Origin of the sequence: Levilactobacillus suantsaii, assembly GCF_014069315.1 — a bacterium.
In the GTDB taxonomy this organism is placed as follows: domain Bacteria; phylum Bacillota; class Bacilli; order Lactobacillales; family Lactobacillaceae; genus Levilactobacillus; species Levilactobacillus suantsaii.
The window spans coordinates 890,463-910,310 of sequence record NZ_CP059603.1 but is presented as its reverse complement, the minus strand read 5'-3'; the positions used below and the strand labels follow the sequence as shown (position 1 = coordinate 910,310).

Below are 19,848 nucleotides of genomic sequence, written 5' to 3'. Positions count from 1 at the left end.
ATACGTACACTGCCGTGTTGGGCAGTGTACATATTGTTATTAATAACAGAAAACACTTAATTCATCTTTGAAAAAACTTTCGTCAGTTTCTTTCTATATAGGCCCCACATTTTTCTCATCAGCAGTTAATTTTATCCCTTGACACCCCCTGATTTCCGGGGGTACACTAGCCTCAATTCAAGAATCGTCCGAAACAAACCATTGAAGTGGAGATCAAGCTGATCATGCCCGTTTAGAGAGCCGTCGTTGCTGCGAGTACGGCCGGAGACTAGTCAGTAAATGGACCACCGAGGGCTTTCCCGAAAGGTTATCGAGTACGGAAAGACGTGCGACATACGTCAGTTGTCAGGGAGATGTTGGTCTCCTGTGAGGGGGACGGTGGCTGGGTGACCAGTCTTCGTCCAATTAAGGTGGTACCGCGGTTAAATTGACCGTCCTTAACGCATTGGCTGTTAAGGACGGTTTTTGTTTACCCTTATTAATCGAGGAGGACTTTACATATGATCAAACGATGGCCAAGCTCACTAATGTTGTTTACGCTACAGTCACACCTATTTGGAGGTAAACATTATGAGCATCTTAACCAAACGTTCCACTTTAGTTTTAGCCGGCCTCATCGTGGTTCTTGGCGGGGTCTTCGCCGTTAGGGCCCACTCGCAAACCACCAAGTCCACCGTCGCCCAGGACTTGAATCTGTACGAAGCGTCTCCCATCACCAGCTTAGATGTCGCCCACATCACCGACAACGTCTCCAGCGGCCAGCTGGCCCAGGTCGGCGAAGGGTTGTTTCGGCTCAACGCCAAGAGTCAACCGGAAAACGCCCTGGCCAAGAAGACCACGGTCTCGCATGACGGGACTGTCTACACCATCGACCTCAAGTCGACCGGCCGTTGGAGCAACGGCGATCCCGTGACCGCCCAGGACTTCGTTTATTCCTGGAGACGAACGCTTGACCCCAAGTCGAAGTCCGAATTCACCTACCAGTTCTCCAAAATCAAAAACGCGAATGCCGTTGCGGCCGGAAAGAAACAACCTAGCGCTCTTGGCGTTAAAGCTACGGGTAAGCACCAACTTAAAATTACCCTAGCCCAACCGACGTCGTACTTCAAAGTCATTTTAGCCAGCACGACCTTCTATCCGCTCAACCAACGTGCCGTGCAAAAGTACGGCAAACGCTACGGCTCTTCCGCCCAAACGACCGTCTATAACGGGCCGTTTAAGGTCACCAAGTGGAACGGAACCGGTGACACCTGGACGCTCAAAAAGAACCCGACCTATCGCGACAAGCAGGCTATCAAACTCAACCAGCTCAACTACCGGGTCATCAAGTCCAGCGCCACGTCGTATAACCTGTTTCAATCTAAGAAGTTAGATGCCGTGACCCTCGACGGCGAACAGACCCGCCAAAACCAACACAATAGTAACCTCAAAACGCTGGCTTCCGGCCGAATCGGCTTCATCCAGTACAACCAGCAGGACACCACCGCCGCCAACCGCAATCTGCGGACCGCCATTTCTCTGGCCATCAACCGACAACAATTGACCCAAAAGTTCCTGCGTAACGGGTCGTTGCCGGCCCACACCTTTGCCGTGCGGCACATGCAGACGGCGCCAAAAACCGGCCACGACTTCACCCAGGACGCCACGGTCGCTCAAACCGCCGACTACGCGCCCAAGCAAGCCCAACAACATTTCCAAACGGCCCTGAAACGGTTGCACCGTTCCAAGATTAACCTGACCCTGATCTGCGCCGACGATGACACGACCAAGCAACTGGCCGAATTCATCCAAGGGACACTCAACGATAAGTTAAAGGGCCTCAACGTTGACGTCAAGGCCGTGCCGTTCCCGTCCATGTTAAGCGCCGTTTCAAAGGGGAACTTTCAAGCAAACCTGACCAGTTGGGGCATGGACTACGCCGACCCAATCGAGTCGCTGCAAATTCTGAAATCGGATAACAATTCCAACATGGGCCACTACCACAGCGCCACCTACGACGCAGCGTTGACCAAGGCCGAGGGCGCAGACGCCTTAAAGCCCGCCCAACGCTACCAAGACCTGGTCAAGGCGGCCCAAACCGCCATGCACGACCAAGCCGTCACCCCACTGTACGACGCACGTACCAATATCCTGGTCAATCCCCAGGTTAAAGGCGTCGTCTACAACCAGTTTGACGGGTCCGCCGACTACCGCCACGCCTATGTCGCTCAAAATAACTAATTAGTCGTTAATTAAGTCACGCCATTTTAAAAATGGGTCATCCAATCTATGTCCCGGGAAATTTTATGCACGAAAAAGCCGTGTGCCCCGCCGCCTTATTTCAGGCAGTGGGGCACACGGCTTGGTGTTATCGCCAATTTTTTAGTTAGCCATTCGTGGTGCCAATCCAGTGCCAGGGGTCCTCGTGCCAGGCCCGGAATGAGGCAATTTCGGCCGCCGTGAATTGATCGGTCGCTTCGGCCACCGCCACTAAGTCATGGTAGGTCGTCAGCGTGGTCAACGTCAGTCCCGCCGCTTGAAAGTTGGTGACGCTGTCCGGCAAATCATAGGAGAAGATGGCGACGATGCCTAGGACGGTAGCGCCAGCTTGCTGGACGGCCTTAGCCGCCCCCAAGACACTGCCCCCGGTCGAAATCAGGTCATCAATCAAGACGACTTGGTCGCTAGCGGACAATTCGCCTTCAATTTGTTTGCCCGTCCCGTGGTCCTTGGGCTTGGCCCGCACATAAGTCATCGGCAAATTCAGCCTCTCAGCGACCAGCGCCGCGTGAGGAATCCCGGCGGTCGCCACGCCGCCAATCACGGTGGCGTCAGGATAGTTATCGTGAATCAGCTCTGCCAGACCGTCCGCAATGTGGGTCCGCACCTTGGGAAAGGCGATGGTCCGCCGATTATCCGTGTAAATGGGCGCATGTAAACCACTGGCCCACAAGAAGGGCTGGCTGGGCCGCAAGGTGACCGCCTGAATGTCTAGTAAGTCCGCTGCAATTTGTGCTGCGCGTGTTGTCATTGAATCGCTCCCCATTCTTGTAAAATTTGGTGGTACGCGGCCAATGGATCCGCCGCTTGCGTGATGGGTCGCCCCACCACGAGCCCGTTACTGCCCAATTCGGCTGCTCTTTGCGGGGTGACCACCCGTTGTTGGTCATCGGTCGCATTAGTCGCCAAGCGGATGCCCGGGTTGATGCACCAAAAGTCCGGGCTGGTCGCATCGTGGATGGTCGGGTCTTCGAGCGCGGCGGCGATGACGCCGTCCGCCCCGTTTTGCCACGCCAAGTGCGCCAGGTGTTTGACCGACGTGAGTAAATCCGTGGTGACCAGTTGTTCGGCTTGCATCTGCGCTTCCGACGTCGAGGTCAACTGGGTGACCGCCAGCAACTTGGCGGGCGCCACGCCAGCGTCTTGACTGCCGGCCAAGAGTCCGCGTTTTGCGGCTTGGATCATCGCCGCCCCACCAGCGGCGTGAATCGTGACCATCGCCACCCCCTGGCGGCCCAACTGTCGCATGGTCTGTTCCACAGTATGGGGGATGTCGTAACATTTTAAATCCAGAAAGACTTGAATCTGCCGGTCCCGGAGTGCTTGTAAAATCTGGGGACCCGCCGTGTAAAACAGTTCCATCCCCACTTTCACGAACAGGTTCGGTGTCGCGGCGAACGGGTCTAAGAACTCTAACGCCCGTTGTTGGCTGGGAAAATCTAGTGCAATGATGACTGGTCGCATCGAAAAACCCCTTTCTGGCCTCAAAAAAAGACCGTCTAGCCCTAGCGCTAAGCGGTCTTTGCCCCCATTTTTCAGGTGGCGCCGTTCCTCTTCTTAGCCTCACGGGACTAGTTTAAAGACGATATATTGTGCTTGAGTTTACGCGCAAATCCGACTCTCGTAAACCTCTATTTTTCGGTAACCCCAAAATGTTCCACGTGAAACAACTTTAGTCACAACACCCGTTTTATGCCGGGATTAACGGTATAATGGGGTAACGACTCAATCGAGGAGGCACGTTAAAACATGCGTACAGGGATCAAATGGGGACTCACGTTGCTCTTCGGGGGCCTGATTTTGGGCGGTGGGGAGACCGCTCAGGCTCAAACGGAGGTACCGGGATCACTCGTCAAAGTTGGCAATTACACGGCCAGCACGGATTATCTTAACTTAAGCCAGTATTATCAAACGACGCGGACCACCAAGGTGACCGCTCAATTTCGACCGACCTACCATCTTGGTAAAACCATCCAGCGACAATTGACCTTACCCAAGGGCACCACGGTAGCGGGCTACCTGACCACCCAAAAAAAGGGAAGCCATCTCAAACAAGCACTTCTGATTTACACGTCGCGGCTCAGTTACCACCTGTTGAAAACGGTCCAGCCCAAAGGTTACACCGTCGACCCTGTCGCCGACACCGACGCCACCCCCACGGTCATCACGGGCCAGCACCTGTCGGCCTTCACCCGGGTGCACTGTCCTAAATACATGATTGCCTATAGTCACGGGGACATGTATCTGGGCGGTGCCGCGGCGGCCATCAGTCCCGCCGAACCTACCCAATCCAGCATCCGCATCACGCCGGACGGTTACATAGAACTCCTGACGTACGACGCCCACACTCAAGCGAACCTGGGCTTTTACCAAAAACCGTACACCCAGGCCAAAATCACGCTGACTGACTTCCACGACCCCTACCGCGACCTGTACTTTGCCCACGACTTGAAGGGCTTTGATCTCCAGCGGGTCAACACCACCGGGAACGTGCAGTACAAATTGACCATCACCAACCAGCACCAACCCCAACATATCCGGGGAAACTCGTTGAAAAACATCGCGGGGACCTTCGATAGTCTTTACTTGGTCAACGGCATCCCCTATTACACCTTCATCGGTTTCGATGGGGCCAGCAATTAAATTGGTTTAAACTCAGGTCATCCACTGCGACTAGTTAGTGGGTGACCTTTTATGGCGCCCATTTACACTTGTTTGTCTTCTCATTTATTTTTCATTTAAAAGCTAATAAAATTCATTCCCACTATACGCCGATGGTTTATCCCAGTATAAATACCGCTAAATCAACAATAGTCTATCGATTGCGGACGGCCAAGTCCCGATGAACAATTAAAAAAATCTCATTTTAGGGATTGACATTCGCGCAAAAGCGCTTATGATAAAGCACATAGAAATTATTTAAATATTTTTGAAAGACGATGCGTAGCAGAGTAAGTGATTGCCAGATTCACAGCGAGCCCCCACCTGGATGAAACGGGGTAATCGACCAATCACCGAAAGTAGGCTACAAGTCGTGACCGCGACGAATGTCGAAGTGGTCACTGGGAATGCGCCCATTACAGCAATGGAGTCTCACCGTCGATGTGCGCAGTCGGTGGCGGTACTCTTCGAGCCGATCATCGTGAGGTGGTCGGAAATTAAGGTGGTCACACGTCGATAACGTCCTTAGCAAAAACTTGCTAAGGGCGTTTTTTTATCGGTCGCCCCACTCACAGGAGGTCATTTTTATGAAACAAACGTTAACGAAACATCAATATCTGATTCTAGGGTCGTTACTGTTCGGCCTGTTCTTCGGGGCTGGCAACCTCATCTTCCCCATTCACCTGGGCCAACTCAGCGCGAGTAACTGGGGGCCAGCTACGATTGGGTTCTTGTTGACCGCCATCCTGTTACCCCTACTCTCCATTCTGGCCATCAGCCTTACCCGCAGCAATAGCGCCTACGATTTGGCCGCGCCGGTCGGTAAACGATTCGCGCTCTTCTTCCTGATCTTGATTCACTTGACGCTAGGCATTCTGGTTGCTTCCCCGCGGACCGCGACCACGACCTTCTCAATCGGGATTCAACCGTTTCTGCCCCAGCGCTTCGACCAAATCGGCCTACTGATTTTCTCCGCGTTGTTCTTCGGTATCGCCTACCTGCTGGCCTACAACCAAAGTAAGATTGCCGATTATGTCGGCAAACTGCTCAACCCGATTCTATTAGCCCTGTTAGCCTTTATCTTCTTTATGGCCTTCGTCATCAAGGGCGACCTGCGCCACATCTCCTTACTGCCCACCACTAGCGGTGCCGGCAGCAACCTGATCAACGGCTTTTTGCAGGGGTACAACACCATGGACGCCCTGGCCGGCCTAGGCTTTGGCGTCACCATTATCGCCGCCTTGAAACTCTTCGGCTTGACCGACAGTGGCCAGCGGTCCCGCGCCGTGGCTAAAGTTGGGACCATCAGTATGGGCCTCGAAGCCATCATCTATATTTTCCTGATTGCGTTGGGAGCGTCGAGTTTGAGCTACCTGCACCTCTCTTCCGAAGGCGGGACCGCCTTCACCCAAATCATGACCCACTACACCGGGTTGGCCGGCACCGCCATCTTGGGGGCCGTGACCTTCTTAGCCTGCATCACCTCGTGCATCGGCATGATGGCCGCGCTGTCGCAGGACTGGGGCGAACGCTTCCCGAAACTGGGCTACCATTTCTTCTTGACCATCAGTTGCCTGGGCGCCTTCATCATCGCTAACTTCGGTCTGGCCCAAATCATCCTCTACTCGACGCCACTGTTGAGCTTCATTTACCCGTTTGCCATGGCGCTGATCTTCTTGGGCGTTCTGCATCCCCTGATTGGTAAGGACCCGCTGATTTACAAAACGACGATTCTCTTCACGTTAGTGCCTGCCATTCTCGATGCCATCCACACCTTGCCGCCCTTCTTCGCCAACCTGGGAGCCTTCAAGGCCATCGACGCCTGGGCCAGCAACACGATTCCGCTGTTCAGCGCGGGCTTAGACTTCTTCCCGTTCGTCTTAGTGGGTTTCTGCGGCAGTCTAGCTTGGCGCAAGCTCGTTGCTCACCGCCTGCCCGCTACCAGTTTGACCAAGAAATAGCCTTGGCTGGCTTGGCGCAATGGACCTGGAAATTGCTCAACCGGCGTTGCCAAAATTAAACCGATGAGTCAGGTTAAAGAATATAGGGGATGGGTTAGGTAACGAAGGTCTTCGTTACCTAACCCATCCCCTATTTCTTATTAAGCCCCTCCCCACTTCAGCTTCGCTAAAGTGGTAAATTGGGTCGATATCACTTTACACAATGTTCCCCTTTCTTCATCAAAAGGAAAACGAAAAAGCCCCATCAAAGGGCGCATAAAATAGACATGAACACTTCTTTGTATGGTTAGTCTCGGTATCTTAATCATACAGATGTCATGCATTTTAAGCTTGTATACATTAAAACCCCAGCGAACTGGGGCTTTTTAGCTATTCAACTCTCAACCGCTAATTATTTTCTATAATTCTGCGGTTGGACGAATAACTAATTCATTGATGGACATGTTTGCAGGTGTATCGATGACAAACGCTACTGTTTTAGCAATTTCTTCAGGTTTAAGAACGGTCATCGACGGTTGCTTAATATCAGATGAAATCTTGTCACGCAAGGCTTTATTATTAATCGAATTCCCAAGTTCAGTTGCAACTTGGCCAGGATAAATGGTTGTGGACTTAATCCCATTCTTACCTTCTTCCTGACGAAGTCCCTCCATGATGGAGCGAATAGCTGCTTTGGTGCCGGCATAAACCGCAAATTTAGCATGGGTGACTAAGCCAGCAATGGAATCCGTTGAAATAATATGGCCTGAACCTTGTTTAATCATTGTTGGGAGAACCGCATCAATGCCATTGAGAACGCCGTGGATATTAATGTTGATTAGATTATCCCATTCTGTCCGGGCACTGTTCCGGAGCTCATTGACGGGCATTATTCCAGCGTTATTCCACATAACATCAACTCGGCCATAGGTCGCAACGGTTTTGTCAACGACTGATTGAACGTCATCAATGTTAGTGACATCAGCTTTTATGGTCAGAATATTAGCTTCAGGATTATTAGCCTTTATTTCATCTAAGCGTTCTAATCTCCGTGCAGCAAGTGTCAATTTAGTGCCCTCTTGGGCCAGTAGGTTAGCCGTAGCAGCGCCCATACCACTTGATGCCCCCATGATAATAACGACTTTATCTTTTAAGCTCATATTGACTTCCTCCAATCTACTTGATTATAATACAGCATACATGTTAAAGTGCACTTTAACGCAAGCATAACGGGGTGTATTTATTATGAAATTTTATGGAATCAACGAAGTAGCCCAAAAGTTTCATCTGACCAAACCAACAATCCGCTACTATGATCAACAGAATCTTATTCCTAATCTAAAAAGAAATAATAATGGTGAAAGAATTTTCAGTGCATCTAATATTCATACTATCCAATCAATTGAATGTTTAAAAAGGACCGGTATGCCGATCAAAGAAATAAAGAAGTATATTCACTTGATTGAACAAGGTGATTCCACGCTAGAAAAATGACTTGAATTCTTCTTAGAAAGAGAAAAACAAGTCAATTCTCAAATTGAAGATTTGCATAAAACTTTGGACGAAATAAGATGGAAATGTAACTACTATAGAGAAGCGATTGCTGATGGAACTGAAAAATATGTTCAAGAAAAAGTTGAATCATGATGAAATCCTTCAAGAAACTCAGAAGCAATTTTTATTTGTCTTTGAATGGATCACTGTGGGACGGACCCAGGAATTTATCAACCGGCGTTGCCAAAATTAAACCGACGAGTCAGGTTAAAGAATATAGGGGATGGGTTAGGTAACGAAGGGTTTCGTTACCTAACCCATCCCCTATTTCCGATCACGCCCCACTTCTCAATACCTTGAAGCCCCTAAACGCGAAAAACTAGTGACCACGAAGAACGGTAATCACTGTCAAAACAGTGTCAATTTGGGATTATAAGAAAAGGTGGTAATTGCCAAAAACCGGCAATTACCACCTCATGATATTTCTAGAATCGAGGTTTTGTCTCAGACTCTTTTAGGAGAAAAATTTTTAGTTTAAAAGGGACGAATAGTCACTTTGATCTGGATGATTTGTCTTTCATAATAATCCAGCTACCGAATAGAACATTTACAATCACCAGAATGTAACTACGACCTTGAGTAAAGTATATTGTTACCGAAAGGATTCCAAGAACAACGATATTCAGCCACATATTGTTGAAGATACTCAGATGAGAGCGATAGAAGTCATCTAAGTATGCCTTGCCAAACCACATTGCAAACACGAACAGTAACGGCCAAAAGTCCCATAAATTGATAGTTCTCACCCCTAATTAATCAATAAAATGTTTAGTCATGCCAAACGGCAAAACTGTACTGTAATACTTCGTTGACATCCATATTAATCTTACTTTTTGAATGGTTCGTATTAATAGTGACGAAGATCACTGGCCATTCCAGTAATAGACCAGGCGCTGACACCAGCGAAGATGTTCGCAGTCCCATCAGCAATAATTCCTGCAGCCATTAATGTATGCGAGTGTTGGTCCAAGTCATGAGCAAAATCTTTAACTGCTCTATTCGAGCGGAAAATATGCCGTACTCCCTACCAGTACCCTCGTACTTCGTGTGACTTTCGCTTTGCTAGGTCTCCACGAAAAAAGACTTGTTTACTAGAGGGGTCAATCACACCATGATGTGCCATGATTTATGCGTTAACTGTCTCAACACTAGTCTTAATAGTTTCAATGGTCGCTTGCGGTAATGAACCGTCCGTCGGTTGGCTAAAAAAACTGGTTAGCCTTAACTTGTACATATTGATCAGCAGCTTGTCAGTCTGAAATATCATTTTTAGGAGCATTAGATGTCAAATGACTAACAAAGGTGCTGGAGGTACTTGGGGACACTACGTCAGCACTCGCAGTGGTATTACTCATAACTGCTAATGTTGAAAACGAAAGCATTGCAATACCTAATTTCAAAGTTGTACTTGCTCTCATAATATAAGCCATCTTCTTTCTTTTTTGGTATGTTTTAACCAAACTTACATACCCTATACTGAAGTATGCGCAAGCTAAAGTTATCAGTCAACACATTAAATACCAAGAATCAAAAGAAGAAAACGATTTTTACCGTAATTGATTTTTCATAATAATTACTATATTTTAACCATATTTGACGGGTGTTAGCTTAGAGGAGCAGCGAAATTTCGAGCTTGGCTGACCAGCCAACACTTTTTAATATCAGAATACACGTTAAACTGTGCCTCATTCCAACTGGCACGATGCTTTATTTGGCCAAATTCGTCCACATCTTCAATAAAGTGGTGAATCGGGCCGATATCACTTTACCCATCGCCTCCAAGGGTCAAACCCGGCATGTCTTTCCTTTTATCAAAAGGAAAACGAAAAAGCCCAATCAAATAGTCAGTTTGCTTGCCGCAACTGCCTGTGTGATGCAGCTTAAGATACAGGTATCAATTCTAAAATTATTTGACTATTTGCCAACTTGTCTCTAAGCAAACTAAACTGACAATCCCGTAATCGTACCAGCTAAAGATAGCTCCAGACACACCTAAACTAAGCGATATCATGAGTAACAAAAATATAATCCCTACACTTAAAGGGAGATAGGTTAACTTGTGTGCGGTTAGCCATTGCTGAGAAGGCGTAATTATAGGCAATACTAAACATAAGATAATAATGATTACTGTACCCATCTTCATGAAAAATTCTCCTTCTAAAGGATTACCGAAAGAGTAACACACCAGCAATATAGACGTAAAGCTGTGGCGTGCCAGGCTTCAATTTAGTCTCTTTCGTCAGTCATTTTGAGTATTTGCTGCATATAGCTGCCCCAACTGTTTTGGTTCACTACTTTTCTGTAGAACCAAACGGGAGATCCTTTTATTTTTTAGTCCAGACTTGCGGAAACGACCAAAAGGGGCTTTAATGGAGGCTTAGGAGGAAATCGCTTATGTCAAAGTTACAAGCACCCATCGGCGTCTTCGATTCCGGCGTCGGGGGCATCAGTACCCTACGCACCCTGGCGCGTGTCCTGCCCCAGGAAGACTTTATTTTTTACGGGGATTCCGCTAACGCCCCGTACGGTGAAAAGAGTTCAGCGGAGGTTTGCGTCTTAGCCAGCCAAGTCATGGTCCAACTTAAAGCCCACACGGTCAAGGCCGTCGTGATCGCCTGCAACACTGCGACCAGCGCAGCTAAGCAGCAACTCATCGCCGCTAACCCAGACATGCCAATCTTAGGCATCGAACCGGCCTTAAAACAGGCGTTCGATGCCGGCAAGCAGCACATCTTGGTTATGGCCACGCCGCTGACCATCAGCCTGCCCAAATACAAGGCCCAGGTCGCCCGCTTCGAGGAGCGCACCCACGTTTATTCGTTGCCCTGCCCCGGGCTAGCCGACCGCATCGAACTAGGCCACGACGGGATTGAACAGATTCAAGAACTGGTCGACCAATTGATGGCCCCGGTCTTAAACGACCCCATCGATGCCATCGTCTTGGGTTGTACCCACTACCCATTCATCGCCGACATGATTCAAGCCAAGTACGACCACCCCGTCACCATCTACACAGGCTACGAGGGCTTGGCCAACAACCTGGCAGCCCAGCTCAAACAACGTGGGTTACTGCGTACGGAAAATGCCGACCAACACATCGACTTTCTCAGCAGTCGCAACACCCCCGATGAACTGGCGTTGTACCAACATTTGTACGATTACGGCATCACCCAGTAACGACAAAAATCCTGATTACCAACTTGAATTGCGTTGGTAATCAGGATTTTTTAGTGCACCCTAATCACTTTAATTATCTGTATCGACAGTGGTTTGGACCAAGCACCTCACAAATATTGGCTACATCACGATAACAACTTTGCCGAAGCTCTCATGGCTACTTAAATTGGCATGAGCTTGTCTTAAGTGGTCAAAAGAAAAAGTCTTGGCCGGCTGAACATCAACTTGATACTTAGCCAAGAAATCTAACATCTCTTGAATACTCGTTTGCGAAACATCGCCCGAATAAAAACTGGTTAGGTAGCGGTTATTAGGAATCGCGGTGATGGGATCAAAATCATCTAAAGTCCACACGCCACCCAATTGCCCAGTAGAGTTAAGAATCCCAAATTCTTTAAGGTGTTGCAGGGCATCCGGCACACTGAGTGGACCAATTAAATTCACTATTTTATCAAATGCCCCACAATTTGCGGGTAATTCTCGACTATTAGGCGCAACGATAACTTTATCAAATCCCGCATGCAATAACTGATTTTCTTTAGCCGCTGTTCGACTAGTACCCGTCACCTTAACATGCGCATTAAATGCTTTGATGAGCCGACACACGGCAATCCCTACCCCGCTTGTTGCCGCTTGAATAAGAACTTCATCGTTTGCTTGAATTTGAAGACTTTTGGCTATTCCAAATGCTGTGTAGTAGGTCTCCGGGATAGCTGCTAAGTTAGCAATGGATAACGTCGTTTGGACCGGGTAAACTTGGTCATTCGGCAACAGGACGTCTTCTGCATAACTCCCATCAAATTGTCTTCCCATTTCACCTATGATTGAAATGACGGTCTGACCGGGTGTCAATTGTTGTGGAACCGAACTGGCTACAATTTTACCGACCACTTCAATCCCCAAGATTCGTGGAAATTTAACGCTTGGTGACTTGCCTTCCCTTGTAAAAATTTCGGAATGATTGATGCCAAAACCTAGAACTTTGACCAAATTCCAACCTGGTTTGACCTTTGGAGTTGCCACATCTTTTAGTTCCAACACTTCAGGACCACCCGGGTGTTCCACAACGTAAGCCTTCATCAAACACACCCGCCTTTCTTATTTCAATAAACCATGGGTTTTTAAATACGTTTTCGCTACTGTAGCCGCCTTTTCGTGGTTAATCGTAACGCGGTAATTCATTTTTTGCATATCTTTTGTACTGATTTTATTTACCAATTTGTTCAAACTTTTAACGATTTGCGGATTTTTCTTCGCAAAAGACGATTTCATTAACGGTGCACCTTGGTAAGGTGGGAAAAAATGTAAATTGTCTTTTAGAAGGGTCAAATGATACTTAGGAATCTGTGGATCCGTTGTATACGCATCAGCAACTTGGACACCCCCCCGAGCAAGTGCCTTATACCGTAGGGAGGGTTCCATTGTCCTGACACTATTAAAGTTTAATCCATATACCTTTTGCAATTCCGGATAACCATCCGCTTGTTGGAAAAAGTCAGGGTCAAACGCTGCTTTAAAATTCCGATGTTTTTTTAAATCAGAAAAATTACGTAGGTTATATTTTTTTGCAACACTGGTTTTCACGGCTATCCCATACCCATTTTGATATTTCATGGGGGCCAAAAAACGCATGTTAAACTGATTTTTTAATGCTTTTTTAGCAGTCTTATATGCAGAATGGGCATTGGGGTTCACTTTTGTATGTCCTTTAACCAGGGATTGGAGTACTGTTCCCGTAAATTCTGGATAAATATCGATTTTATTGCTTTGTAAGGCCTTGAACAGAAAACTGGTCCCACCAAAGTTTCGCTTTAAGTTTACCTTGATATTGGGGTTATCCTGTTGAATCAAATCCTTATACATATTAATTAAAATCTCGGGTTCGCCTCCCATTTTCCCCGCGATAGTAATCGTTTGTCGCTGCGGCGTGGCTAATTTAACGGCAGCCGTACCGATACCACCTATCAAGACAAGACTGACCAGGCCAATAATTGTCTTTTTGAAAGAAACCTTGGAAAGCACCCGAATCACGCCACTCACAATCAACGCGAGCAACGCTGATAAGATAGCCCCCACGATTAGGGCGTTATTATTGTTAGTTTGGATTCCCAATAGAATATAGGTCCCAAGGCCGCCGCCCCCAATTAACGCGGCTAGTGTTGCCGTCCCAATGACCATGACACTCCCAATCCGAATACCAGAAATAATCATGGGCATCGCCAGTGGAAACTGAACTTTGAACAGTTTGAAACGCCTTTTCATCCCAAAAGCTTCTGCCGCTTGAATTAATAGAGGATCAATCGAAGTCAATCCAGCGTAAGTGTTTTGATAGACGGGCATAATGGCGTATAACACTAAAGCAATGATAGCTGGAATCGTTCCAATCCCCACAAAGGGAATCAAAATCCCTAAAACGGCTAAACTAGGAATGGTTTGAATGACACTTGTCACCTGAAGCACGACTTCTCCCCATTTCTGATGATTCATAAGGATTACCGCCAATGGAATAGCAATGACAATGGTAATCAGAATTGCAATCAATGACAGTACAATATGTTGCCCCAAAGCCCCAATAATCTGCTGACTATTGTGTTGAAGATATGTTTCTAACGAATCCATGAATTAGTGGTCCCCTTTCTTCATAGTTGCAATGTATGCAGGAAAATCTGTTGGTACCAAAACAACGTTGGCAACTTCAATCAACGCCGCAGGGTTGCGGTGTAAAATAGTTGCCCAATCCATAATCGTGTCAGTTTGCTGCAAAACAAGCGCCTTTTGGTGATTTTTTGGTTGACCAAGTCCCGATTCAATGACCCGGGCTAAAAAAGCTTTTTGTTGAGAAGCATCGCGGAAAAAATTTTTAACAAAATCATTGGTTGGTGCCGCTAAGATCTCGTTGGGCGTACCAATCTGTTGAAGCTCCCCATTATGAATAACTGCCAGATGGTCTGCCAATTTAATGGCTTCCTGCATATCGTGAGTCACGAAGACGAAAGTGGTCGCCAGTGTTTGGTGCAACTGCAATACTAAATCTTGCAGTTGTCGCGTCGAAACGGGATCAAGGGCACTGAAGGGCCCATCCATCAGCACAATCATGGGGCTTGCTGCTAATGCACGAACGATTCCCACGCGTTGCGCTTCGCCACCAGACAATTCGTGCGGCATTTTCGTCATAAATTCTTTGGGAGGTAATCCGACCTCGGTTAGGAGTTCTGCAACCCGGTCATGTTGCTTTTCAGGTTCCCAGTTTAAGTTGGCCAGTTGAATAGCAGCGTTTTGGAAAACCGTCATGTTGGGAAATAAAGCACCAGACTGTAAGACATAACCAATGTTTTGGCGCAGTTTTGTCAGATTAAGATCATTAACATTTTTATCATCAATGCTGACACTGCCAGAAGTCGGCGTTTCTAACCGGTTAATCATTTTTAGTAACGTGGTTTTTCCAGAGCCAGAGGGTCCAACCAGCACAAAAAATTCATGGCTCTGGACTTTTAGGCTAAGTTGATTTAACGCTAATTTATCCGGATATTGTTTGGTGATTTGATTAAAAGTAATCATCTATATTCCTTCTTTTTAATTTTTTAAATACAGGCTACGGCAAGAATAGGCGACTTTGTCGTTGCTTAATCATTTGTAGGAATAGTCATTCGGTTATATTATTTTTCTAAGGTAGTCCTCCGCACAAAACTGCTACTAGCACTACACGTAAAAAGAGTCACTGGTCCTACTAAAAATTATTAATTTCATCGCCAATTCTCGCTTTTCAAATTGTATTTTCGACCATCACTAACTATAATATCCTTATGGTCTATTTTGAAGTAGGCGCTTTAAAGTTTTCTAGTAACTTTAAGTTACAAATGAGTTTGATAGGAATGGGGTGCTTGAATGTCAAGAAAATTACTAGAACAAAATGGGATTTGTCCCGTTGCAACCACGATTGATTTATTAAGTAGCAAATGGAAAGTTTTAATTGTCCGCGACCTATTAACCGGTACAAAGCGTTATTCTGAATTAAAGCAGAGCGTGGCGGGAATCAGTCAAAAAATGCTGACGCAAAGTTTACGCGAAATGGAAAGCGACGGCTTGGTCACTCGTCATGCTTATGCCGTCATCCCCCCCAAAGTCGAATATCGCTTATCTGACCTTGGTAATAGCATGCGACCCGTTATTGAGACGATGGCTAATTGGGGTAGTGTTTATCTTGATCAAAATCCGGATAAACGAAAAAAATTGGCCCAATCTGAGTGAAACATAGACTCGAACAACAGCTCCCGATAACGATAAAAATCCTGATTGCCAACTTAAATTGCGTTGGTAATCAGGATTTTTTTAGTCTATTTTGACCCGTTAATCAGATGTGGCGGTGGTCTGCGCCAAGTCCTTTAAGCGGTCAATCAGGTCATCGCGAACCGCGCGAAAGACCGTTAGTCGTTGGGCCAACGACCCCGTAGCCTGGGCGGGGTCACGTAACGGCCAGTGTTGGTGCTTGACCGTCGGTGGCGTCACTGGACAACGGTCGCGGGCGTCGCCACATAACGTGACCACTAGCGTGCAGTGTTGCAGGTAATCGGGGTCGATGACCTTGGAGGTCTGCTGCGAAATGTCGATGCCAATTTCGGCCAGGACCTGCACGGCCAGCGGGTGGACGCCGTGGGCTTCGATCCCGGCACTGGCGATGCGCCAGTCAGGGCCTAGAATCTTTTTGGCGAGGCCCCCCGCCATTTGGCTACGGCACGAGTTACCGGTACATAGGAAGTAAACTTGAGCGGGCATAGTGGTCACCTGTCTCTCCGATGTTTCACATGAAACATTCGTTTCTCTTAGTGTACCGCATCGGCGGTGAGTTGGCGCTGTAAATTAATCATCGCAATCACACCGCTGGCACAATCGCTGCCCTTATTGCCGACCTTGCCACCTGCGCGGTTCAAGGCCTGGTTCAAGTCGTCAGTGGTCAAAACGCCAAACATTACGGGGACTGGCCCGGCGGTCGAGACTTGCGATAAGCCGCGGGCCGTTTCGTCACAGACCACGTCGTAATGACTGGTTTGGCCCCGGATGACGGCCCCTAACGCGATGATACCGTCCACGCGACCCGAGTCCCCCATCAGCCGGGCGGCCCGGGGGAGTTCTAAGGCGCCGGGAACGTTGGCCGTTAAGATGTCATCGGTGGTCACGCCGAGTTCCTGGAGCGTCGCCACGGCCCCCGCGGTCAGCTTTTGCGTCACAACCTGGTTGAATTGAGCCGTCAGCACGCCGATGCGTAAGCCTTGCCCCTGTAAAGATGTTGGTAATGCTGTCATATTGACTTAAACCTCCTTGAGTAGGTGATGGAACTTTTGCTTTTTGGTGAATTAGATAGTTGCGGTCCGTTTTCTGCGGTTCCACTTCCAGGGATTCGCGGGTCACCTGTAAACCTAAGTTCTGCAATTGAGTGACCTTGTCTGGATTGTTGGTCAAAAGTTTCACGGTGTGGACCTGCTTTTGGTGCAAAATCGCGGCCACTAAGCCATAGTGGCGTTCGTCAGGTTGAAAGCCCAGTTGCTCGTTGGCTTCGACGGTGTCGTAGCCGTCTTCTTGCAGCTTGTAAGCCCGCAACTTGTTAGCCAGCCCGATGCCGCGGCCTTCTTGGCGCAGATACAAGACGGCCCCGTGGCCTGCTTGCTCGATAGTCCGCAAAGCCAGTGCCAGTTGTTCGCCGCAGTCACAGCGTTGTGACCCGAAGACGTCGCCCGTCAAACACTCCGAATGGACCCGCAACAACAGCGGTTCGTCGGGGGTAATCTGACCCTTGGAAATCAACAGTGTGGGTTCGCGGCCATCGTTAGTCGCAAAGGCTTCGAGTTGGAAGTCGCCGTACTTGGTGGGGAGGTGGACCTGGGTGATGGATTGGACCACGTCGATATTTTGTTGGTACCGGTAGCTTTGGATGTCTTGAATCGACAAAAACGGCATCTGAATCCCCTCGGCAAAGGCCTTCAATTGCCGTTTGCGCGCCATGTGACCGTCGTGCTTCAGGATTTCACAAATATAAGCGACTGGTCGCGCCCCCGCCAGCTTGGCCAAGTCGACGGCGGCTTCGGTATGACCCCCGCGTTGCAGGGTGCCGTGTTCCTTGGCAATCAACGGGAAGACGTGGCCCGGGTGGTAAAAGTCACCAGGACGAGACTTCGGGTCGGCCAACTGCCGAAGCGTGTCGGCCCGGTCGACGGCGGAGATCCCTGTCGAGGTGGTCTTGGCGTCGGCACTGACCGTAAAGGCGTCGTTACCGTGGGCGACCATCGGGGTCAACCCTAGGCTGGTCGCAATGTCTTGGCTCATCGGGGCACACAGGAGGCCCCGGGCGTTGGTTACCATTTTATTGACCGTTTCGACGGAGACGAATTGGGCCAAGCCCACCATGTCCCCTTCAGCTTCGCGGTGGTCGTCGTCGGTGACGATCACCAAGCCACCCCGCTGTAACGTGGTCAGGGCGGTCTCGACACGTTGTTTAATTGTGCTCATGTTTAGTTCCCTCCAACTGGTTTAAGTACTTGCCTAAAATATCGGTCTCTAAGTTCACGCGGTCGTGGGGCCGCAAGTCGGCTAGAATCGTCTGGTCCAAGGTGTGCGGAATCAGGCTGACGCTAAAGCTGTCGGCCGTGATGGCACTGACCGTGAGGCTGACGCCGTCTAAAGCGACCGAGCCTTTGAAGACCACTTCGTTTTGGCACTGTGCCGGTAACGTAAACGTCAGGACCACCGCATTTTCGTCGGTCTCCCGCTTGAGTAGCCGCGTGGTGGTGTCCACGTGCCCCAAAACGAAATGACCGTCCAGACGGTCCGTGACACCTAGGGCCGGTTCAAGGTTCACCCGCTCACCGGTCGCCAGGTCGCCCAGCGTACTGCGGCGGCTAGTCTCCGGCATGATGGTCGTGGTAAACCCTTTTGGCACTAACTGCGTGATGGTCAAACAAACGCCGTTGATGGCGAGACTGTCCCCCACCTTGCTGTGGCATGTCGCCGGTAAGGACGTTTCAAACGTCAAATCGGCGTGGGCGGCCGTGCGGTTAATTTTGGCGACGGTGCCGACATCTTGAATAATTCCTGTAAACATTAGCTTACCCTCCTAAAAGTCAAGCGGACATCGGGTCCGAGAACTTGCGTGTCGGTCAGGCGTAAAGGTAATTGTTTTCCACCAGCGCCACTGACGGCCGGTAACGCTTGGCCACCTAACAAGGTCGGGGCCACGTAGGTCACCACTTGGTCGACCAGACCGGCCGCCACGAATTCGGCGTGCAGGTGACTACCGCCCTCAACTAAGAGGGCTTGAATGCCTTGGTCGGCCAAAAACGCCACAATTTGTTCCGGCGTCCAGGCTTGACCGGCCGTCACGGTGACGAAATCCGGCCAGGTCCGGTGGCTAGGTTGGCGGCTCAAGAGCCACACCGGCGTGGTGTCCTGAAAGAACCGGTTGGTTAAGTCGAGCTGGTCGGCAGCGTTGACCACCACGACGCGCCGGGGCGCCACGGCTAACTTTTGGTCGCGCACCGTCAGGGCCGGTTGGTCGATGGTTAAGGTCCGTTCACCAATCAGGATGGCTTGTTGGCAGGCCCGTAAGGCTTGGCTATCGTGCCCGGCCAGCTCACCAGTCAAGCGGGTCCGCTGCGCGGTAGCGGCGTTCAACTTGCCATCGGCGCTGACCGCCATCTTGAGGGTCACGAACGGGCGGTGGTGGTGATAATAAAAATTATAGGTGGGGTTCAATCCCTCCGTTTGGTCGAGGACCGTCACGGCGATGCCCGCCGCCTCTAAGATGGCGATGCCCTTACCCGCGACCAGCGGGTTGGGGTCGCGTTGGCCGATGACCACCCGGGCAATGCCCACGGCCACCAGTTTGCGGGCACACGGTGGTGTCTTACCGTAATGGCTGCAGGGTTCGAGCGTCACGTACATCGTGGCCCCCTGCGCTTGGGCAACATCGTCCAGTTGGTTTAACGTGTCGATTTCAGCGTGAGCTTGCCCAAACCGGTGATGGTAACCTTGCGCTAAAATCTGGTTGTGTTTGACCAGAACGGCCCCCACAATGGGGTTCGTCCAGGTCTGATTGCTGCCGTGACGGGCTTGCGCCACGGCGAGCGTCATATAATCTTGGTCTGTGATCTTGATTCACCTCGCAAAAAAAAGGCCCCGCAATGTAGCTGCGGGGCCATGATTGAAAGCTAAATAAGATCTCCGAGTTGGGGCCATGCTTAAAGCGCCCCCATACAGGTCGAAAGTC

At 49.3% G+C, this 19,848-nt stretch carries 17 protein-coding genes, 1 pseudogene and 1 other annotated feature; of the genes and pseudogenes, 6 read left to right on the top strand and 12 right to left on the bottom strand.

Annotation, left to right across the window (positions count from 1 at the left end; all coding sequences use genetic code 11):
* The first annotated feature begins 192 nt into the window (after window positions 1-192).
* Window positions 193-442 (top strand) — a binding site (T-box leader).
* A 128-nt stretch (window positions 443-570) separates the two neighbouring features.
* Entirely contained in the window at window positions 571-2,220 is a 1,650-nt protein-coding gene (locus H3M12_RS04210; protein ID WP_129032824.1) for a peptide ABC transporter substrate-binding protein, read from the top strand.
* Between the two features lie 145 nt (window positions 2,221-2,365).
* Here H3M12_RS04210 and pyrE read toward each other — a convergent pair whose 3' ends face one another.
* Complete coding sequence (gene pyrE / locus H3M12_RS04205; protein ID WP_182150960.1) at window positions 2,366-3,010, bottom strand: orotate phosphoribosyltransferase; 645 nt, start codon at window positions 3,008-3,010, stop codon at window positions 2,366-2,368.
* Window positions 3,007-3,723 (bottom strand): orotidine-5'-phosphate decarboxylase, encoded by a 717-nt coding sequence (pyrF, locus tag H3M12_RS04200; RefSeq protein WP_129032822.1) that lies wholly within the window; start codon window positions 3,721-3,723, stop codon window positions 3,007-3,009. Before pyrF ends, pyrE begins: the two co-directional genes overlap by 4 nt.
* A 285-nt stretch (window positions 3,724-4,008) precedes the next feature.
* On the opposite strand from pyrF, the gene H3M12_RS04195 reads away from it, so the two are divergent.
* Both H3M12_RS04195 and brnQ read left to right on the top strand, forming a co-directional pair.
* Window positions 4,009-4,902: a hypothetical protein gene (locus tag H3M12_RS04195; RefSeq protein WP_129032821.1), complete on the top strand. Its 894-nt coding sequence runs from the start codon at window positions 4,009-4,011 to the stop codon at window positions 4,900-4,902.
* A gap of 599 nt (window positions 4,903-5,501) precedes the next feature.
* The gene (brnQ, locus tag H3M12_RS04190; protein WP_170954987.1) at window positions 5,502-6,881 is read left to right on the top strand and encodes a branched-chain amino acid transport system II carrier protein; all 1,380 of its coding nucleotides are present in this window, start codon (window positions 5,502-5,504) and stop codon (window positions 6,879-6,881) included.
* Window positions 6,882-7,279: 398 nt separating this feature from the next.
* On the opposite strand, the gene H3M12_RS04185 is transcribed toward brnQ, so the two are convergent.
* Window positions 7,280-8,020, bottom strand: a complete 741-nt coding sequence (locus H3M12_RS04185; protein WP_129032819.1) for an SDR family oxidoreductase — start codon at window positions 8,018-8,020, stop codon at window positions 7,280-7,282.
* An 85-nt stretch (window positions 8,021-8,105) separates the two neighbouring features.
* Here H3M12_RS04185 and H3M12_RS04180 point away from each other — a divergent pair, with 85 nt between their 5' ends.
* Window positions 8,106-8,354: a MerR family transcriptional regulator gene (locus H3M12_RS04180; RefSeq protein ID WP_129032818.1), complete on the top strand. Its 249-nt coding sequence runs from the start codon at window positions 8,106-8,108 to the stop codon at window positions 8,352-8,354.
* Window positions 8,355-10,320: 1,966 nt separating this feature from the next.
* On the opposite strand, the gene H3M12_RS12850 is transcribed toward H3M12_RS04180, so the two are convergent.
* Window positions 10,321-10,557: a hypothetical protein gene (locus tag H3M12_RS12850; protein ID WP_233449219.1), complete on the bottom strand. Its 237-nt coding sequence runs from the start codon at window positions 10,555-10,557 to the stop codon at window positions 10,321-10,323.
* A 251-nt stretch (window positions 10,558-10,808) separates the two neighbouring features.
* On the opposite strand from H3M12_RS12850, the gene murI reads away from it, so the two are divergent.
* Window positions 10,809-11,591 carry a glutamate racemase gene (murI, locus tag H3M12_RS04175; RefSeq protein ID WP_129032817.1) on the top strand — a complete coding sequence of 261 codons (783 nt, stop codon included), beginning with the start codon at window positions 10,809-10,811 and terminating at the stop codon, window positions 11,589-11,591.
* 120 nt (window positions 11,592-11,711) lie between these two features.
* Here murI and H3M12_RS04170 read toward each other — a convergent pair whose 3' ends face one another.
* From H3M12_RS04170 to H3M12_RS04160, 3 genes are read right to left on the bottom strand one after another with little or no spacing between them, the layout of a single operon-like run.
* Window positions 11,712-12,671, bottom strand: a complete 960-nt coding sequence (locus tag H3M12_RS04170; RefSeq protein ID WP_182150959.1) for an alcohol dehydrogenase catalytic domain-containing protein — start codon at window positions 12,669-12,671, stop codon at window positions 11,712-11,714.
* A gap of 18 nt (window positions 12,672-12,689) precedes the next feature.
* The gene (locus tag H3M12_RS04165) at window positions 12,690-14,210 is read right to left on the bottom strand and encodes an ABC transporter permease/substrate-binding protein (protein WP_182150958.1); all 1,521 of its coding nucleotides are present in this window, start codon (window positions 14,208-14,210) and stop codon (window positions 12,690-12,692) included.
* 3 nt (window positions 14,211-14,213) lie between these two features.
* Window positions 14,214-15,149 (bottom strand): ATP-binding cassette domain-containing protein, encoded by a 936-nt coding sequence (locus tag H3M12_RS04160; protein WP_129032815.1) that lies wholly within the window; start codon window positions 15,147-15,149, stop codon window positions 14,214-14,216.
* Between the two features lie 327 nt (window positions 15,150-15,476).
* Here H3M12_RS04160 and H3M12_RS04155 point away from each other — a divergent pair, with 327 nt between their 5' ends.
* Window positions 15,477-15,839 carry a winged helix-turn-helix transcriptional regulator gene (locus H3M12_RS04155; protein ID WP_129032814.1) on the top strand — a complete coding sequence of 121 codons (363 nt, stop codon included), beginning with the start codon at window positions 15,477-15,479 and terminating at the stop codon, window positions 15,837-15,839.
* A 99-nt stretch (window positions 15,840-15,938) separates the two neighbouring features.
* Here the strand turns inward: H3M12_RS04155 and arsC are convergent, their stop codons facing one another.
* The 5 genes and pseudogenes from arsC to ribD all read right to left on the bottom strand — a co-directional run bounded on the left by arsC (window position 15,939) and on the right by ribD (window position 19,730).
* Complete coding sequence (arsC, locus tag H3M12_RS04150; protein WP_129032813.1) at window positions 15,939-16,364, bottom strand: arsenate reductase (thioredoxin); 426 nt, start codon at window positions 16,362-16,364, stop codon at window positions 15,939-15,941.
* A 47-nt stretch (window positions 16,365-16,411) separates the two neighbouring features.
* A complete protein-coding gene (gene ribH / locus H3M12_RS04145) occupies window positions 16,412-16,891 on the bottom strand; it encodes a 6,7-dimethyl-8-ribityllumazine synthase (protein ID WP_182150957.1) in 480 nt (159 codons plus the stop codon).
* Between the two features lie 6 nt (window positions 16,892-16,897).
* Window positions 16,898-18,092, bottom strand: a pseudogene (ribA, locus tag H3M12_RS04140) (GTP cyclohydrolase II).
* Window positions 18,079-18,684: a riboflavin synthase gene (locus H3M12_RS04135; protein WP_182150956.1), complete on the bottom strand. Its 606-nt coding sequence runs from the start codon at window positions 18,682-18,684 to the stop codon at window positions 18,079-18,081. The pseudogene ribA and the gene H3M12_RS04135 overlap by 14 nt, the downstream one beginning before the upstream one ends.
* Window positions 18,684-19,730, bottom strand: coding sequence for a bifunctional diaminohydroxyphosphoribosylaminopyrimidine deaminase/5-amino-6-(5-phosphoribosylamino)uracil reductase RibD (gene ribD, locus H3M12_RS04130; protein WP_170954986.1), 1,047 nt, complete (start codon window positions 19,728-19,730; stop codon window positions 18,684-18,686). Before ribD ends, H3M12_RS04135 begins: the two co-directional genes overlap by 1 nt.
* Window positions 19,731-19,848 lie beyond the last annotated feature (118 nt).

Bases quoted from the DNA above. Each gene is read 5' to 3' on its own strand.
- ribH (WP_182150957.1), bottom strand. From the start codon at position 16,891: ATGACAGCATTACCAACATCTTTACAGGGGCAAGGCTTACGCATCGGC.
- murI (WP_129032817.1), top strand. From the start codon at position 10,809: ATGTCAAAGTTACAAGCACCCATCGGCGTCTTCGATTCCGGCGTCGGG.
- H3M12_RS04135 (WP_182150956.1), bottom strand. From the start codon at position 18,684: ATGTTTACAGGAATTATTCAAGATGTCGGCACCGTCGCCAAAATTAAC.
- H3M12_RS04185 (WP_129032819.1), bottom strand. From the start codon at position 8,020: ATGAGCTTAAAAGATAAAGTCGTTATTATCATGGGGGCATCAAGTGGT.
- H3M12_RS04165 (WP_182150958.1), bottom strand. From the start codon at position 14,210: ATGGATTCGTTAGAAACATATCTTCAACACAATAGTCAGCAGATTATT.
- H3M12_RS04160 (WP_129032815.1), bottom strand. From the start codon at position 15,149: ATGATTACTTTTAATCAAATCACCAAACAATATCCGGATAAATTAGCG.
- H3M12_RS04170 (WP_182150959.1), bottom strand. From the start codon at position 12,671: ATGAAGGCTTACGTTGTGGAACACCCGGGTGGTCCTGAAGTGTTGGAA.
- H3M12_RS12850 (WP_233449219.1), bottom strand. From the start codon at position 10,557: ATGAAGATGGGTACAGTAATCATTATTATCTTATGTTTAGTATTGCCT.
- pyrF (WP_129032822.1), bottom strand. From the start codon at position 3,723: ATGCGACCAGTCATCATTGCACTAGATTTTCCCAGCCAACAACGGGCG.
- pyrE (WP_182150960.1), bottom strand. From the start codon at position 3,010: ATGACAACACGCGCAGCACAAATTGCAGCGGACTTACTAGACATTCAG.
- H3M12_RS04195 (WP_129032821.1), top strand. From the start codon at position 4,009: ATGCGTACAGGGATCAAATGGGGACTCACGTTGCTCTTCGGGGGCCTG.
- arsC (WP_129032813.1), bottom strand. From the start codon at position 16,364: ATGCCCGCTCAAGTTTACTTCCTATGTACCGGTAACTCGTGCCGTAGC.
- H3M12_RS04180 (WP_129032818.1), top strand. From the start codon at position 8,106: ATGAAATTTTATGGAATCAACGAAGTAGCCCAAAAGTTTCATCTGACC.
- H3M12_RS04210 (WP_129032824.1), top strand. From the start codon at position 571: ATGAGCATCTTAACCAAACGTTCCACTTTAGTTTTAGCCGGCCTCATC.
- H3M12_RS04155 (WP_129032814.1), top strand. From the start codon at position 15,477: ATGTCAAGAAAATTACTAGAACAAAATGGGATTTGTCCCGTTGCAACC.